The sequence below is a fragment of the Paenibacillus sp. J31TS4 genome (assembly GCF_018403265.1).
Taxonomy (GTDB): Bacteria; Bacillota; Bacilli; order Paenibacillales; family NBRC-103111; genus J31TS4.
The window spans coordinates 1-16,005 of the sequence record NZ_BOSI01000006.1 but is presented as its reverse complement, the minus strand read 5'-3'; the positions used below and the strand labels follow the sequence as shown (position 1 = coordinate 16,005).

The 16,005-nt window shown below is 57.3% G+C and carries 15 protein-coding genes, 3 tRNA genes and 1 rRNA gene; 8 read left to right on the top strand and 11 right to left on the bottom strand.

Annotated elements, in window-relative coordinates; translation table 11 throughout:
* Nucleotides 1–150: 150 nt before the first annotated feature.
* The 8 genes from tadA (at nt 151) to KJS47_RS20485 (ending at nt 7,388) form a co-directional block, all read left to right on the top strand.
* A complete protein-coding gene (gene tadA, locus KJS47_RS20520) occupies nt 151–609 on the top strand; it encodes a tRNA adenosine(34) deaminase TadA (RefSeq protein WP_213527222.1) in 459 nt (152 codons plus the stop codon).
* A 279-nt stretch (nt 610–888) separates the two neighbouring features.
* A tRNA-Arg gene (locus KJS47_RS20515) sits at nt 889–965 on the top strand.
* A gap of 40 nt (nt 966–1,005) precedes the next feature.
* Nucleotides 1,006–1,082: transfer RNA gene (locus KJS47_RS20510), tRNA-Pro, on the top strand.
* A gap of 187 nt (nt 1,083–1,269) precedes the next feature.
* Nucleotides 1,270–2,838, top strand: coding sequence for an MDR family MFS transporter (locus KJS47_RS20505; RefSeq protein ID WP_213527220.1), 1,569 nt, complete (start codon nt 1,270–1,272; stop codon nt 2,836–2,838).
* Nucleotides 2,838–3,752 (top strand): EamA family transporter, encoded by a 915-nt coding sequence (locus KJS47_RS20500; protein ID WP_213527218.1) that lies wholly within the window; start codon nt 2,838–2,840, stop codon nt 3,750–3,752. The genes KJS47_RS20505 and KJS47_RS20500 overlap by 1 nt, the downstream gene beginning before the upstream one ends.
* Before the next feature lie 174 nt (nt 3,753–3,926).
* Nucleotides 3,927–5,060: a hypothetical protein gene (locus KJS47_RS20495; protein WP_213527216.1), complete on the top strand. Its 1,134-nt coding sequence runs from the start codon at nt 3,927–3,929 to the stop codon at nt 5,058–5,060.
* 172 nt (nt 5,061–5,232) lie between these two features.
* The gene (locus KJS47_RS20490; protein ID WP_213527214.1) at nt 5,233–6,045 is read left to right on the top strand and encodes an alpha/beta fold hydrolase; all 813 of its coding nucleotides are present in this window, start codon (nt 5,233–5,235) and stop codon (nt 6,043–6,045) included.
* A 599-nt stretch (nt 6,046–6,644) separates the two neighbouring features.
* Nucleotides 6,645–7,388 carry a polysaccharide deacetylase family protein gene (locus KJS47_RS20485; protein ID WP_213527212.1) on the top strand — a complete coding sequence of 248 codons (744 nt, stop codon included), beginning with the start codon at nt 6,645–6,647 and terminating at the stop codon, nt 7,386–7,388.
* A gap of 246 nt (nt 7,389–7,634) precedes the next feature.
* Here KJS47_RS20485 and KJS47_RS20480 read toward each other — a convergent pair whose 3' ends face one another.
* The 11 genes from KJS47_RS20480 to rrf form a co-directional block, all read right to left on the bottom strand.
* Nucleotides 7,635–7,784, bottom strand: a complete 150-nt coding sequence (locus KJS47_RS20480; protein WP_213527210.1) for a small acid-soluble spore protein P — start codon at nt 7,782–7,784, stop codon at nt 7,635–7,637.
* Nucleotides 7,771–7,947, bottom strand: coding sequence for a hypothetical protein (locus KJS47_RS20475; RefSeq protein WP_213527209.1), 177 nt, complete (start codon nt 7,945–7,947; stop codon nt 7,771–7,773). The genes KJS47_RS20480 and KJS47_RS20475 overlap by 14 nt, the downstream gene beginning before the upstream one ends.
* 11 nt (nt 7,948–7,958) lie before the next feature.
* On the bottom strand, nt 7,959–8,306 hold the full coding sequence (locus KJS47_RS20470) for a hypothetical protein (RefSeq protein ID WP_213527207.1): 348 nt from the start codon (nt 8,304–8,306) through the stop codon (nt 7,959–7,961).
* A gap of 122 nt (nt 8,307–8,428) precedes the next feature.
* Nucleotides 8,429–9,274 carry a hypothetical protein gene (locus KJS47_RS20465; RefSeq protein ID WP_213527205.1) on the bottom strand — a complete coding sequence of 282 codons (846 nt, stop codon included), beginning with the start codon at nt 9,272–9,274 and terminating at the stop codon, nt 8,429–8,431.
* A 294-nt stretch (nt 9,275–9,568) separates the two neighbouring features.
* Nucleotides 9,569–9,658: transfer RNA gene (locus KJS47_RS20460), tRNA-Ser, on the bottom strand.
* 120 nt (nt 9,659–9,778) lie between these two features.
* Nucleotides 9,779–11,059: a serine--tRNA ligase gene (gene serS, locus KJS47_RS20455; protein ID WP_213527203.1), complete on the bottom strand. Its 1,281-nt coding sequence runs from the start codon at nt 11,057–11,059 to the stop codon at nt 9,779–9,781.
* 62 nt (nt 11,060–11,121) lie between these two features.
* On the bottom strand, nt 11,122–11,697 hold the full coding sequence (pdxT, locus tag KJS47_RS20450) for a pyridoxal 5'-phosphate synthase glutaminase subunit PdxT (RefSeq protein WP_213527201.1): 576 nt from the start codon (nt 11,695–11,697) through the stop codon (nt 11,122–11,124).
* A 20-nt stretch (nt 11,698–11,717) separates the two neighbouring features.
* Nucleotides 11,718–12,599 (bottom strand): pyridoxal 5'-phosphate synthase lyase subunit PdxS, encoded by an 882-nt coding sequence (pdxS, locus tag KJS47_RS20445; protein ID WP_213527199.1) that lies wholly within the window; start codon nt 12,597–12,599, stop codon nt 11,718–11,720.
* An 88-nt stretch (nt 12,600–12,687) separates the two neighbouring features.
* Nucleotides 12,688–14,019 carry a D-alanyl-D-alanine carboxypeptidase family protein gene (locus KJS47_RS20440; RefSeq protein ID WP_249716606.1) on the bottom strand — a complete coding sequence of 444 codons (1,332 nt, stop codon included), beginning with the start codon at nt 14,017–14,019 and terminating at the stop codon, nt 12,688–12,690.
* A 174-nt stretch (nt 14,020–14,193) separates the two neighbouring features.
* Nucleotides 14,194–15,651 carry an IMP dehydrogenase gene (gene guaB / locus KJS47_RS20435; protein WP_213527197.1) on the bottom strand — a complete coding sequence of 486 codons (1,458 nt, stop codon included), beginning with the start codon at nt 15,649–15,651 and terminating at the stop codon, nt 14,194–14,196.
* A 251-nt stretch (nt 15,652–15,902) separates the two neighbouring features.
* A 5S ribosomal RNA gene (gene rrf, locus KJS47_RS20430) occupies nt 15,903–16,005 on the bottom strand; the annotation flags it as partial.

The following is a 16,005-nucleotide window of genomic DNA, read 5'->3' as shown; positions in this document are numbered from 1 at the left end:
CAGTTGGCAAGTTAATTTGATTTAGTATAATGGATTAGCAGCTCCATCCACAATTTATACACTTATCCACAGTATTATCCACATCATGTTAACAAGGAATAAATGTTCGGGTTTTGGGCCCGGTTTCACCATCCGATAGGGAGGATTCGCATGGAAGAGCATATTGATTGGATGCGGGAAGCGATCCGGGAGGCGAAAAAGGCGGAGGCTATCGGCGAAGTGCCGATCGGGGCGGTTCTCGTCCGGGACGGCGAAATCATCGGCCGGGGCCACAATCTGCGGGAGACGGGCCACGATCCGACCGCGCATGCGGAAATGATCGCGATCCGCGAGGCGAGCCAGCGCATCGGTGCCTGGCGGCAGCTAAATACCACCTTGTACGTCACGCTGGAGCCTTGCCCGATGTGCGCCGGAGCAATCGTCCAGGCCCGCATCCCCCTCGTCGTCTATGGGGCGCCGGACCCGAAGGCTGGGTGCGCAGGCACACTTATGAATCTGCTGCAGGAGGACCGGTTCAATCACCGGGTGGACATCGTTAGCGGCGTCCTGCGCGAAGAATGCGGCGCGCTGCTCTCGGACTTTTTCCGCAACTTGAGGCGCAAGGGTTGACCGCGTCAGCCTGTTTCCGCCAAGTAGAGGTTGGAGGCCTAGACGAAAGCACCCCAACTAAGTTCGATGGACCGCCGCACTGCGCTAATATACTCGGAAACGCACATAGTCATGCGAGTATGGAATTGATCGCTACGCTAGCTCCCCGCCCGGCAGCTTGTCCGTGTCAGGCGGCTTGTTTTCTGCCGGATAAGCGGGCGTCCCAATTATTTCTACTAACTTTTTTTTGCCGCCCTCTTGCATACACGGAGACTTGGTGCTAGAATAAATCTTGCTGTTGCGCCCGTAGCTCAGCAGGATAGAGCGACAGTTTCCTAAACTGCAGGTCGTACGTTCGAATCGTATCGGGCGCGCCATTTTCTATCGCAGGTTGTTCGGGTAATCAGTCAGAATCATCGAGACGTGGCTCAGCTTGGTAGAGCGCTTGCTTCGGGAGCAAGAGGTCGCAGGTTCAAATCCTGTCGTCTCGACCACTACATAATTTATGAGGGACTCCTTGGCGGGTCCCTTTTTTTGCTTTCGATCCATGCTGCTTTGCCGTTCTTCCCCCTCTTTCGGGAACCCTATAGCCGAGCCGCTTTGCCGCGGACAGCCGGGGGGACGCTTCCGGAGGCGGGAGCGAGTGCGGATGCTGTTCAGTCAGAGGAAGGAGTGAGGGACATGTCCCAGCCCCAGACGCGCGCCGCGGTCCGCAAACGGCCGTTCATACTGGCCGGCGTCATGCTCGCCGGCTTCATGTCGGCCATCGAGGCGACCATCGTCGCCACCGCCATGCCGAGCATCGTCGCCGATCTCGGCGGCTTTGCCGTATTCAGCTGGGTATTCTCCGGCTACCTGCTCATGCAGGCGATCACCATCCCGATCTACGGCAAGCTTGCCGATCTGTATGGGCGCAAGCCTGTTTTTGCGATCGGCGTCCTGCTCTTCCTGATCGGCTCCATCGCCTGCGGCTTCAGCCAATCCATGACCGCCCTTATTCTATTCCGTATGCTGCAAGGTCTTGGCGCCGGCGCGGTCCAGCCGATCTCGACGACGATCGTCGGAGATATCTACACAATGGAGGAGCGAGGCAAAATCCAGGGCTACCTCGCGAGCGTGTGGGGCGTCTCCTCGGTCATCGGTCCGGCTCTCGGCGGCTTCTTCGTTCAATTCACGCACTGGGCCTGGGTCTTCTGGATGAACGTGCCGATCGGCATCCTCTCGCTCCTCCTGATCGTCTTCTTCCTGAAGGAAGAGGTGAAGCCGACCCGGCGGCAGGTGGACTACGCCGGATCGCTGCTTTTGTTCGTCTCGGTCGGGGCGCTTATGCTGCTCCTGATCGGCGGCGGCTCTCTCTGGTCGTGGACATCGTGGCCGATCGGCGTGCTGGCCGTCCTCTTCGCGGCCGGATTCACCGCTTTCCTCTTCCAGGAGAAACGGGCTCCCGAGCCTATGATGCCGCTCTATCTCTGGAAGCGCCGCATCATCTCGACGGCGAACGCCGCGGCCTTTACGACCGGAGCGCTGCTGATCGGCCTGTCGACCTTCCTCCCCACCTATGTGCAGGGGGTAATGGACCGCTCGCCGACGGTAGCCGGCTTTACGCTCGCCGTCATGTCGATCGGCTGGTCGCTTGCCGCCACTCTCGGCGGCCGATGGGTGCTCCGAATCGGGTTTCGCCGCATGGCGGTCGCCGGCGGCATTCTGCTCACAGCGGGCTCCGTCTTCTTCCTGCTCATGAAGCCGGATTATGGCCCTCTCTTTCCGGGGATCGGCTCGTTCATCCTCGGCATCGGCATGGGGCTCACCGCCACCACATTCATCGTATCGATTCAGAATAGCGTTCAGTGGACCGAGCGCGGCGTGGCGACAGCTTCCCATATGTTCATGCGCATACTCGGAAATACGGTGGGTGCCGCCTTGCTGGGCGGGCTGCTGAACAGCCGCATGACCGCTTACCTCGCCGAAACGGAGAGCCGGACCGGCCTCTCTCTCCATCTGGACTTGGCCAACGATTTGCTCGATCCAGTGAAGAAGGCTGCTCTCGACCCACAGCTGGTGTCGCTCGTGCAGGAAGGGCTGGTGGTATCGCTTCATAATGTCTACTGGGGCGTGTTCGGCTTCGCCTGCCTGAGCTTGCTGCTCGTGCTCCTGTTCCCCTCCATCCCAGTCGGTCAGAAAGGGCCTTCCGCTTCTCCCGCCGGGACACCGGAGGGAGAACAGCCGCCGAAAGGAGATTCGAAAGCTTGATGAGATACGCTGTTCTGGTGTTTCTGGGAGCCTGCAGCTATGGGATCCTGTCCACCTTTGTCAAAATCGCCTACGACCGGGGCTTTACGGTCGATGAGGTCAGCGGAAGCCAGATGCTGCTGGGCGTCCTGCTCATGTGGACCGTCGCGCTGATAGCCCGCAGACGCGGCGGCGCAGTCGCCGGGGGAACTCCGAAGCAGCGGCCTACCGTCCGCGAGACGCTCCTCCTCCTGGCGGTCGGCTGCGCAACGGGCATGACAGGCATGCTGTACTACAATTCTCTCCAGCATGTCCCCGCTTCCGTCGGCATCCTGCTCCTGTTCCAGTTCACCTGGATGGGCGTACTGCTCGAGGCCCTGCTGACCCGCACGCTGCCCGGCAAGGATAAGCTCCTGTCCCTCCTCCTGCTGCTGGCCGGGACCGTTCTAGCAGGCAACATCCTCAGCCAGGGGGCCGCGAGCTATCCCCTCAAGGGCGTGCTGCTCGGCCTTCTCGCCGCGTTGACGTACACGCTCTTCATCGTCTTCAGCGGCCGGACGGCGACCCGTCTGCCTTCCTTGACCCGCAGCGCGATCATGACGACCGGAGGTGCCCTGACGGTGATGCTCGTTTACCCGCCCGTCTTTCTGACGAACGGGGCTCTGCTGAACGGGCTGCTCCCCTTCTCGCTCTTGCTGGCTCTGTTCGGGGCTATCATTCCGACCTTGTTCTTCGCCATCGGTGTCCCTCACATCGGCGGGGGGCTGGCGACCATCCTGAGCGCGGCCGAGCTGCCGACCGCCGTCTTCATGTCCGGCTTCGTCCTGCGGGAGCATGTGTCCGGGCTGCAATGGATCGGCGTCGCCGTCATTCTCGCTGGGATTGCGTATCCCGAATGGAGACGAATGCGAGCGCTGCGCAACCAAGTCGGCTAAGGAGCCGTGGCAAGGCGGCCAAGGGAATGCGGCAAAGGAACGGATCTTCGCGTCCGTTCCTTTTTTTGGTTTCGCTCCGCTTCGTTATGGGTAAGTAGTGGTGCTTTTGACGCCTGGCGTCAAACAAGCTGCATCCTGTGTGCCGCTTGATAAGATCGGAGAGGAGATCGCCCTATGCTGCCTTTCATTCGTCCCTTCGAGAAGGGCCTTCTGACGGCCCTACTGCTGCCCGCCTTGATTGGCTGTTCGTCCCTGTCGTCCGGCGAACAGGCCGCCTTGGGCTCGCCCGAGAGGCCGGTTGTGGACATGCCTGTCCCGCCCCTCCTCGTCTCCGCAGGCCGAAGCCCGAGTGCCGAGCCTGCCGCTCTGGACGGGCGGGGATGGACAGAGACGCAGCTGGAGGACGCTTCCGCCTTGTTGACCCTGAATCACCGAGAAAGCGGCGCTCGCTTGACGGTTGAGCGGCACGAGAAGGAAGAGCTGGCTCCAGACACCCAGCCAGCCGATCTGGTAACCTTGGCCTGGCAAGGGATGGCCATTCACGATGGAGAGGAAGCATTGACCGAGACACCTGCACCGGTGCTTCGTTCACGAACGGTTACCGGCTCCCGTCCGGCTTTGCAGGCTAAGGTTCCGATCGGCAGCAATATCGGCTACATAGCGGTCCTCCCCGGTCCAGACGCATCTTACATCGTCACGATGCAGGTTCCTGCCAATTGGTCGCCGGATGACGAAACCGCCTGGAACGAAATGCTGGCCGCGGCTGCTATTGCCCGGTCCAAGCCCCTTCCTGCGTCTCTGGCATCGGCGGCTGTTTCTAGGGAGCCGTCAGCTGTTTTGGCGAGCGGCGACGGCCTGCTGCGGATCGAGCTCCCCTCCTCGTGGAAGCAGGAGGAGACGCTTAACGAGCAGGCGGCTCTGCAGGCGGCCGACCGGACCCAGGAAGAGTTCATGATTGTGCTGTCCGAGAACAAAGCCTTGTTTCCCACCGGGACCAGCCTGCAAAAGTACTGGGCCCTCCTTCAGCAAGGGAAGCTGTCCGAGGTAGTCCGGCATGCCGACCTGTCCGAGCCGGAGGAGACGTCAATTGGCGGCCGTGAGGCGCTTCAAATTGAAGTGAAGGGCGAGGTGGACAAGGTCCGGATCGCCTACGCGTATACGCTTGTGGCCACCGATACGCAGTTCCACCAGATTATCTTCTGGACTACCCAACCGCGAATGGAGGAGCGCCGTGAAGCTTACCGGAAGGCGGCCGCTTCATTCCGTGCCCCGGGCATGGAGGGAGACCCGGCAGCAGCAAACGACTGAGCGTTCAGTCCGGTTAAGCCGCTCCTCCTCTGCCGCTCCGTACCTTTCTATAAGCGATCTCCCCGTCGGAGAGGAACGTCCGGCTCCCCGCTTGACGGGATGATCGCTCGCTAATGGGCACATACTGAACGCACCCGGATATCCCGAAATCCCCTATAGGAGGCTTGATGGCATGAATAAGAAGAACCGAGGGCTGAAGAACGGAACCGAGCTTGCTTACCTCACACGCGGAGAGGGCTCCGAAGCGCTCGTGCTGCTGCACGGCTTTTGTGGCAGTTCGGCATACTGGGAGCCGGTTCTCCCCCATCTTCCCCCGGAGCTGCCCGTCCTGGTCCCCGATCTGCGCGGACATGGGGATTCTTCGGCTCCCGAAGGGCCGTATTCCATGGAAGGAATGGCGGAGGACTTGGCCCTCCTCTTCGAGGAGCTCGGCCTGACGCGGGTCGTCCTGCTCGGCCATTCCCTTGGCGGTTACGTCACGCTTGCCTTTGCGGAACAGACGCCTAAGTGGCTAGCCGGCTTCGGTCTCGTTCATTCGACTCCGCTGCCCGACGACAAGGCCGGCAAGGCTAAGCGGGACGCCAGTATCGAGACGATCCGCTCCAAGGGAATGGAGACCTTCGCGGAAGGGCTTATTCCGAATCTGTTCACGGAAGCCTATCGGGAGGATAATCCTCAATCGGTCGCCGCGATGACCGAGGTGGCTCAGCGGACGTCTCCGGCAGCGGCGATTGCGGCTCTGCAGGGCATGAAAGCCCGGCCGGACCGTTCCCAGGTGATCGAGCGGGCTGCTCTCCCCGTTCTGCTCATTGCCGGCGAAGGAGATTCCATTGCGCCTCCCGCCAAGGCATTCGCGGCAGCCGCTCCTTCAGGCGTGCAAACCGTTTTGTCTCATTCGGCCCACATGGGAATGTTCGAGGAAACTGAGGAGATGGCCCGAGTGGTCGGGGCCTTCGCACGCAAAGCGTTGGACCGGACGCATTAGTCCGGTTCCTTTGACCTTAATCCTATTTTTCCGCCCTTCAAAACAGGACTTTTGTTCCTGTTTTTTTGTTGATTTTTTCTGGTTTTTTCCAAAAAAACAATAGCGGACTTGCAGGGCCCCTAGTATAATTTACCTACCCCAATTCGTATCTACACAAAAGGAGTAGGAGCCATTTGAAATTCAGCATTCCCCGACTTGCAACCGCTTGCATTGTTCTGGCCGCCGTAACGGCTGTCGGACTCTCTATTAAGGACAGGCAGACGTCCCCCATCCCTCTCTTGCCTCAGTCTGCCGAAACTTCACCCACCTATTCACCGTCCACCAGCCCCCAGTCGGCTCCTCCCAGCGAATCGCCATCCGGCGAGCAGGCCGCCCAGGCCAAGGCGGGCATCGTCACTGCCGGTGGAGGAACACAAGGGCAGCCAACTCTGGCTTCGGCCGTTAACAGCCCTAAGCCGGAAGCTTCTCCTACAGCTGCCGGACAACAGCCCTCTTCATCGGCTGAGGATAAACCACGGGGACAAGCTGCCGTCACTCCCACACCGCGCCCAGCTCTCAAGCCGTCGGACATTCGTTACACCGACAAGGTCGTTATGCTGATGTATCATCATATCTCCCCCAATGAGGAAGGGGTTACGATAACGCAGGAGCGCTTCGCCCAGCAAATGCAAGCCCTCGAGGACGCCAGCTACCGAGTCATCTCGATGGAAGAATATATCGGCTTCATGAAAGAGAACAAGCCCGTCCCTCCTAACGCGGTCGTTATTACCTTCGACGATGGATATGAATCGTATTACCGCTTTGCTTATCCCGAGATGAAGAAGCATGGCTTTACAGGCACGAACTTCGTCATCGTCAGCTACGTGGATATGCCGAATCCTAGCCTCCCCTATTTGACCTGGGACCAGATCCAGGAGATGAAGAAGGACGGCTTCAGCTTTTACTCGCATACGTATAACCTGCATATCAAAAAATCCAATGGCGGCAAGGAACCGGTTCCTGCCCTCACAAACCGCCTATGGCTCGATAAAGAGAACCGGCTGGAGACGGAGGAGGAATACCGGAAGCGGGTTAAGGAAGATTTGCTGCTCGCCGAACAGACTTTAAAAGAAAAGCTGGGCAATGAGCAAAGCATCCTGTGCTTCCCTTTTGGCGCTTACAACAAAACCGTGCTTGAGATTGCCCGGGAGGCCGGAATTCAGTACTATTCCACGATCAACGATGGGATCAATACACAAAACGGACGCGAATTCGTGCGGGTTCACGCCGGTGTCCCCAACATGTCGGCGGACAAGCTGCTGGCGAAGCTCGCCAAATTCTCGGATACCGGGAAGAGCCGGTGAATTGCTACAGGAAAGACTGTTAGATACCCGAAAAGGACCAGTCCAATTACCAGGACTAAATATAGGGAAAGGCCGGGGCGGCAGTGCCTCGGCCTTTGCGTATTTAGGGAGATGCAGCGTGGGACCAGAATCAGCTGTCGGTAAGAGAGACCGATGGCTAGCAGTCATCTTCCCATGATACTTAATAAGTAATGCTAAGTATTACTTAGGATTACAAATTGGCTTCCATCCCTTCGTCGCGGACGCTTAGCTGCCTTCCCCGTGATTGCTGCGGGAATGATTGCGATTCTTGACCGACTTGGAGCCGGACAGCGGCTGCTGCGGCTGCCCTTCCCGATCATCTTGGCGGTTGGGCCCGCTGGGCGGGTTAACAGGCGTTGCTTTATTTTTCGGCATGGCCGATCCCCCTCATACCGTCATCATGGTTCAGCGCATCCTGATGGCGGCGGTCGTTTTTATCCTGTTGCAGCTGTTGGGCGTTGTGGCTGTTGACCGCCTCGGCTTCCAGCTCCTTCACCGTGTTCTGCAGATTTTTATCGACACCTTTGGCTTTGGTCATGGCGGCTCCTCCTAACTGTGCGTCTGCGGCTGCAGGCTCTGGGCACACTCGTGCAGATGGCGGACATAATCGTCCGTCAGCTGCTGCACCAGCTCGCTGCGCTCATCGATATGCCGGTTGTCGTTCTCCACATCGATCAAGTCCACCTTGATCTCGCGGGAATCCACATACGTGCAGCAAAAGTCGAACGAGTAGCCCGTACGGCCGGCAGACTCAATGGTCACACGAACGGCATTGGGGTTCGCCTCGTCGGCGCGGGCAGTCGCGCGGTCCCCGTCTTTTAGAACGCTAGGCAGAGCTTCCTGCCACGCCTCACTCAGCCTCTCCGCCTGCAGCGAGGGAAATTCCGTGTTGTCCATCTACGAACACCTCCGTTCTTAACATGCGATTGGAGGGATGCTTTTATGCGGCTCTTCGCAGCGCCAGAACGGCTGATGACTCAATATCCAATCATCCCTGCATCAAGCGCAAGAAAACGCCTCTAGCGCAGCGTGGAATAGGTCTCCGTGAACGTAACTGAGAAGGGATCGGCAAAGTCCACCTCCACCAAAGCATACGGCTGAATGAGGTCCGTCTCTGCTTCCGAATAGACGAATGTCTGGTACTGAACGTACAACTCCCCTGCATGGACCTGAAGACCAGCCAGCTCAATCGAATCGGTGGCGGAGGAAGTGGTGGTGAGCAGCAAATACGTTTTGCCTTCGGACGTTGTCCACTCCTGCTTCCAGCTTCCCTCAGCCTGCAGCGGCTTCGCCCAATTCTGGACGGCGTCCGGCGCTTCCTCCCAGGATAGCGTCCGGTAGAGGGGATATAGACCCTGCCCATCCGCCGGCAGGCTCGCCTCACTGTATTTCGTCACCAGCCAAATGCCTCCGTAGCGGTAATTTTTCTGCAGAAAGAGCAAGTAATAGGTCCCTTCCCGAGTCGCCACCAGAACGGAGCGCGGATTCGTGGAGGTGCTGACGGTTTGGTAGGAAAGCAGTGTCTTGTGCAGCCGGGACCTATTGAAGGCCTCGATCACCTTCCCGTAATCTTGACGATCTGGATCCGAGGCCATTCGGGCCAATGCCTCCGCAGTCGGTTCCTCGCCCGCCATATAATCGTGTGATCGCTCCATCAGCTCTCTCGCTAAGTCCATATTGACCGGGTGACCCGCTGATGAAGGGTCCTTCGCGTCGCCCGATTTTGTGTCCAAAGGTGCCTCCTGCGCCGATGATCCTTTCCCAATGCTTCCTGAGCTTCCTCCCATTCCGGCCCATTCTTCCGTCTCTCCACTCGTTCCTGCGATCATCAGGCCCAGCAGCCCGATCACCCACCAAGGCTTCATTTCCATTTTCCCTCCTTCATTTCCTTACCAATTGCTTTCGTCTGAAACTCCCAGTGCGCGGCGCTCGGCTTCACATGACAGCGCTCATCCACATACTTTTCAGAACAAGCCTCCGCTCCTACAACGCTTGATCCTCCCCCTAAACCGCTTGATCCTTTCCTATCCCCTGAACTCGGAACGTTTCTTCTTACTTTCAAGACTGTGGCTTCTTCCAAAATGTTCCATGTGAAACAAAAAATAAGCTGCAAAGAGAGCAACTCTCTTCGCAGCTTGGATCTGCAATAAGGCTATGTATGGCGGAGAGGGTGGGATTCGAACCCACGGAAGGGTTGCCCCTTCGCTGGTTTTCAAGACCAGAGCCTTAAACCACTCGACCACCTCTCCAAAGCGACCAAAAAAGGGAATCCGCCCAAGCGGACGGTTCCTCTTGGTCCAATCCCCTAAGGGATAGTGATCAAAAGAACCACCTCTTATATTAGCATAGGTGACTCTACATCAACAATGTTATTTTTTGCGGATGACTGCCGCATTGTTCATATACGGCCGGAGCACGTCCGGAATGACGACGCTCCCGTCCTCCTGCTGGTAGTTCTCCAGGATGGCGGCTACCGTGCGGCCAAGCGCCAATCCGGAACCATTAAGCGTATGCACGAACTCAGGCTTCGCTTTGGCGTCGCGGCGGAATCGGATGTTCGCGCGCCGGCCCTGGAAGTCCTCGAAATTGCTGCAGGACGAGATTTCCCGATACGTCCCGCTGTGCGGCAGCCAAACCTCCAGATCATAGGTTTTGGCCGAGGAAAAGCCAAGGTCTCCCGTACAAAGCGTCATGACCCGATAGGGCAGCTTCAGCAGCTGGAGCACCTGCTCCGCGTCGGCTGTCAGCTTTTCAAGCTCGGCGTAGGACTCTTCCGGCTTGACCAGCTTCACCATCTCTACCTTGTTGAATTGGTGCTGGCGGATCAATCCGCGCGTATCCCGGCCCGCTGCTCCCGCTTCGGAACGGAAGCAGGCGCTGAACGCCACATAATACTTCGGCAGGTCGTCCACCGTCAGAATCTCGTCGCGGTGATAGTTGGTCACCGGCACTTCGGCAGTCGGAATCAGGAAAACGTCGCTGTCCTCCACCTTGTAAACATCCTCAGCGAACTTGGGCAGCTGTCCCGTGCCGGTCAGGCTGTCGCGGTTGACCAGGTAAGGCGGGAGCATTTCTTCGTAACCATGCTCATTGCTGTGCAGGTCCATCATAAAGTTGATGAGTGCGCGCTCGAGGCGTGCTCCCATTCCTTTGTAGAACACATAGCGCGAGCCGGTTACTTTGGAAGCAGCCTCAAAATCGAGAATGCCGAGATCGGTTGCAATATCCCAATGGGGCTTAACCTCGTAAGAAAAGGACGGTACCTCTCCCCACCGCCGTGCCTCCACGTTCTCTTCCTCCGATGCCCCCACAGGAACGGTTTCATTCGGAAGATTCGGCAGGCTCAGCAGAATCGCATTGCATTCTTCCTCAATGCCGCGAAGCTCCTCATCAAGCTGCTTGATCCGATCCGACACGTCGCGCATCTCGAGAATGAGCGGCTCGGCGTCCTCTTTAGCCTTTTTCTTGGCGGCCACTTCCTGCGACACCACGTTGCGGCGGTTTTTGAGCTGCTCCACCTCTTGGAGCAGAGCGCGCCGGTTGGCATCCAGGCCGGTGTACCGTCGGATATCGTCCAACGGCTTGTTCCGGTTGGCCATCGCCTGTTCGACTCGATCGTAATCATGTCTTAGCAATTTGGCATCAAACAAAAGGTATTCCTCCCTAAGAGGGCAATTTTCAACAGTTCAGTAAGATAGGACAAGCCCGCTGATCAAGCGCGGGCTTCTCTTACCATATCCAAAAAATAGGCATGCATACGGGAATCGTCGGTCAGCTCCGGGTGGAACGAGGCTACGAGCAGGTTGCTCTGGCGCGCCGCCACGATCTGGTCCTGGTACGTGCAGAGAACGTCGACTTCCGGGCCGACCCGGCCGATCAGTGGAGCGCGAATAAAGACAGCCCGCACGGCTCCCTCGACTCCCTTGATCGGCAGGTCCGCCTCAAAGCTCTCGCGCTGCCGGCCGAACGCATTCCGGATAACCGTAATATCCATGAGACCGAGGTGCGCTTCTTCCTGCCCCTCGATCTCTTTGGCCAGCACGATTAATCCTGCGCATGTGCCGAAGATCGGCTTGCCTTGCTTGGCGAATGCCTGCAGCTCCTCTAGAAAGCCGTAGAGACGCATCAGCTTGCCGATCGTCGTGCTCTCTCCGCCTGGAATGATGATCCCGTCGAGGTCGGCGAGCTGCTCCGTCCGCTTGACGGCGACCCCCGCCGCTCCCTCACGCTCCACCATCCGGATATGCTCCGCCACTGCACCCTGCAGGGCAAGTACCCCGATGTTCATCGTCTTGACCTTCTTTCCTCTTACCAGCCGCGTTCCTGCATGCGCTGGGTCACTTCAAGCTTGGAGATCTCGATGCCTTTCATCGGCGTGCCCAAGTTCTTGGAGAGCTTGGCAATGAGATCGAAATCGGTATAGTGAGTCGTAGCTTCCACGATCGCTCTCGCGAATTTCTCCGGATTGTCGGATTTGAAGATCCCCGACCCGACGAAAACGCCGTCCGAACCCAGGTGCATCATGAGGGCAGCATCCGATGGAGTTGCTACGCCGCCCGCTGCAAAGTTGACGACCGGCAGCTTGCCGGTTTCGTGAACTTGAAGAAGCAGCTCATACGGAGCGCCGACGTTCTTCGCTTCGGCCATCAGCTCGTCCTTGGACATGCTTTGCACCTTGCGGATCTGGGACATCATCATGCGCATATGACGCACGGCTTCGACGATATTGCCTGTTCCCGGCTCGCCCTTGGTCCGGATCATCGAGGCACCCTCGCCGATACGACGGAGCGCTTCTCCGATATCGCGTGCACCGCAAACGAACGGAACGGTGAAGTCATGCTTGTTGATATGATAAACCTCGTCGGCCGGCGTCAGTACTTCGCTCTCGTCGATGTAATCAACGCCCAGCGCCTCGAGCACCTTAGCTTCGACAAAATGCCCGATCCGTGCTTTGGCCATAACCGGAATGGATACGACTTTTTGGACCTCTTCTACAATTGTCGGATCTGCCATCCGGGAAACGCCGCCCGCCGCGCGGATATCCGCAGGAACGCGTTCCAGCGCCATGACGGCTACCGCTCCGGCCGCCTCCGCGATCTTCGCTTGCTCCGCATTCATGACGTCCATGATGACGCCGCCCTTTTGCATTTCAGCCATACCTCTTTTGACGCGGGATGTTCCTGTTTCCATACCTGCTTGATCCTCCTATATATCGTCAATTAGCATTACCAGATGTTGTACAAGCTTACGAACACTAATTATACAATAGCTTTTCCAGCTAGAACAGGTTTTTAATGCTTGTTCCGATGTTCGCGAAGAACTCTCCGATTCCGCGGAAGAACAAACGCAGGAAGCTGCCCTTCTCGACATCCTCGGCGGCTACCAAATCGACGGTATACGCCTGATCGTTATACTTGACGGTGGCAGTCCCGACCTTGTCCCCTTTTTTCAGCGGCGCCACCAGCTTGGCCGGCTCGATGGCCTGCGCTTCCTGGACGAATTCCTCATCCTTCGCCCCTTTTTTCGCAACGAGAGAAAGCTCGGAGCCTGTCACGGCCTTGACCGTTTTGCTTACCCCTTTGGTCAGCTTGACGGTCGGAAGAGCTGCAACCTCGCCGCCTTCTTTGACCAACACCTTCTTTTCGAAGCCGTTAAAGCCATAATCGAGCAGCTTGCGGGTTTCTTCAAACCGCTTAGGCTCCGACTTGGTGCCCATGACGACGCTGATCAGGCGCATGCCGTTCCGTTCCGCTGTTCCCGTGAAACAGTAACCGGCCTCGTCGGTATGGCCGGTTTTTAGCCCGTCCAGTCCTTGATAAGCGTATTTTTTGAAGTTGAGGACATCCTTGTTGCCCTCCAGCATCCAGTTCCAGTTGATCATCGGAGCCTTGTCGGACGCTCTCAGCTTCTGGGCAGGAATCTTCGTGAAGTCCAGCACTTCCTTGTGTTCCTTCAAAATGGTATACGCGAGCTTGGCGGAATCCTTAGCCGACATCTTCGTCTCGCCCTGGAGCTCCTTCGGCGCGTATTTGCCGAGATCGCCACGGGTGAGACCGGTCGCGTTGATGAAATACGCATCCTTGCTCAGTCCCATTTTCTTGGCTTCCTCATTCATCATCTTGGCGAAGTTCTCCTCGGTATGGCCGATCTTCTCGGCCAGCGCGACCGTTGCGTCGTTAGCCGAATAGATGGACATGGCCGAGAACATATCCTTGACCGACAGCTGCTCACCGAACGCAAGCAGGTCGCCTGAGCCAATGACATCGGCCGAATACTGGCTGACCTGGACCTGTTCGTCCCACTTCAACTCGCCGCTTTTGATTTTCTCGAGCACTATGTATTCCGTCATCATCTTGGACATACTTGCCGGCGGAAGAGCTTCGTCTCCATTGAAGTCATAGAGAATCTGCCCCGTCGAGGCGTCCATCAGAACCGCCGATCGAACGTCGAGCTTCAAATCGACCGCTTCCGCGGCCTGTACCTTAGCGCTGCTGCCGAGCAGCGAGAATGGGATCATCCACAAGGCTAATGCCGCCACCAGGACGGGCTTCCATTTTTGTTTACGAGCCGATGCCAACTTGTTTCCCCTCATTGCCAAATGAATCTTCACCTCTCACACTCCCATGGATATACTCGTCTCATTTTAACACAAAGCGCTTCCTCACAACAAAAAAGAAGCCAGATGGCCGGAAACTTTCTACAATTTATTGAAAAGATTTGATTCAAAATCGCCACAAAAAAACAGGGCGACGATTCGCCCTGTTCCATGTTTGGCTTATTCGGCTTACAGAGAATAGTTCGGAGCCTCTTTGGTAATCTGCACGTCGTGCGGATGGCTTTCGCGCAGACCGGCATTCGTGATGCGTACGAACTGCGTATCGTTCTTCAGCTCCGTGAGCGTGCGGGTACCGCAGTAGCCCATTCCCTGAATCAGACCGCCAATCATTTGATGCACGATGTCTTTGAGCGGTCCTTTGTAGGCGACCCGGCCCTCAATGCCTTCCGGTACGAGTTTGGACTCATTCTCCTGGAAGTAACGATCCTTGCTGCCTTCCTTCATGGCGCCGATGGAGCCCATGCCTCGGTACACCTTGTACCGGCGGCCCTGATAGATCTCCGATTCGCCCGGGCTCTCTTCCGTGCCGGCGAACAGGCTGCCGATCATGACAGCGTCGGCTCCTGCCGCAAGCGCCTTGGTAATCTCGCCGGAATACTTGATGCCGCCGTCTGCGATGATGGGAACGCCGTATTCGCGAGCTACCGATGCGCAATCGTAGATCGCTGTCATCTGAGGTACCCCAATACCGGCTATAATCCGGGTCGTACAAATCGAGCCCGGTCCGATGCCTACCTTCACGACGGAAGCACCCGCTTCGATCAGGTCGCGTGTTCCATCACCGGTCGCGACGTTGCCGGCCACGATGAGCAGTTCGGGGAACATCTCCCGCAGTTGGCGAACCGTATTGAGGATGTTGATGTGGTGGCCGTGTGCCGAATCCACGACGATCAGATCGACGCCCGCGTCCACCAGTGCAGTCGCACGCTCCATGGCGTCCTTGGACACGCCGATTGCCGCGCCTACCACCAGGCGGCCCTGTTCGTCCTTCGCCGCGTTCGGGAATTGAATCGCCTTCTCGATGTCTTTAATGGTAATAAGGCCTTTCAGCTCATTGTTCTCGTCGACAAGCGGAAGCTTCTCGATCTTATGCTTCTGCAGAATCTCTTCAGCCTGCTCCAGCGTCGTACCGACTGGTGCCGTAATCAGATTCTCTCTCGTCATGACGTCCTTGATCTGAATCGAAAAATCATGCACGAACCGCAGATCCCGGTTAGTCAAAATCCCGACCAGCTTGTTGTGCTCGTCCACGATCGGCACACCCGAGATCCGGTACTTGCTCATCAGCTCCTCGGCATTGTAGACATGATGCTCCGGGGTTAAGGAGAACGGATTGGTGATGACGCCGCTCTCGGACCGCTTCACCCGGTCCACTTCCTCGGCCTGCTGGGCGATGCTCATATTCTTGTGAACGACGCCAATGCCGCCTTCACGGGCCAAGGCGATGGCTAACGCAGCCTCTGTTACGGTGTCCATAGCTGAGCTAAGCATGGGAATGTTTAGCTTCAGCTTGCCGAGGCGAGTCGAAACATCGACCTGCTTCGCCCCGAACACCTCCGATTTGCGGGGTACCAACAAGACGTCGTCAAACGTCAGCCCTTCTTTTGCGAATTTCGTCTCCCACACTTCCGTATCCTCCCTTAGACAATCATGATGGTTTAGTCGAATGTTCTCTTCTATTATCGACCTTTTACAAAAATGGCATGTCCACCCTACAGAGAGACGCTCCATTCGTTGCTGTGCGTTAGTTCAGGATACATCCCTGAACGGATATTATATGCAATAGTATCAAACGCACAATTTTTATGTCAAGCCAGCTTTCCTGGCAGTTTACAACAAAAGCCTCACTGCATTATGCAGCAAGGCTTTGTTCGTCTGCTTGGCAACGTCCTACTCTCCCGGAACCCTTCGGTTCAAGTACCATCGGCGCTGGAGGGCTTAACGGTCGTGTTCGAGATGGGTACGCGTGGTTCCCCTCCG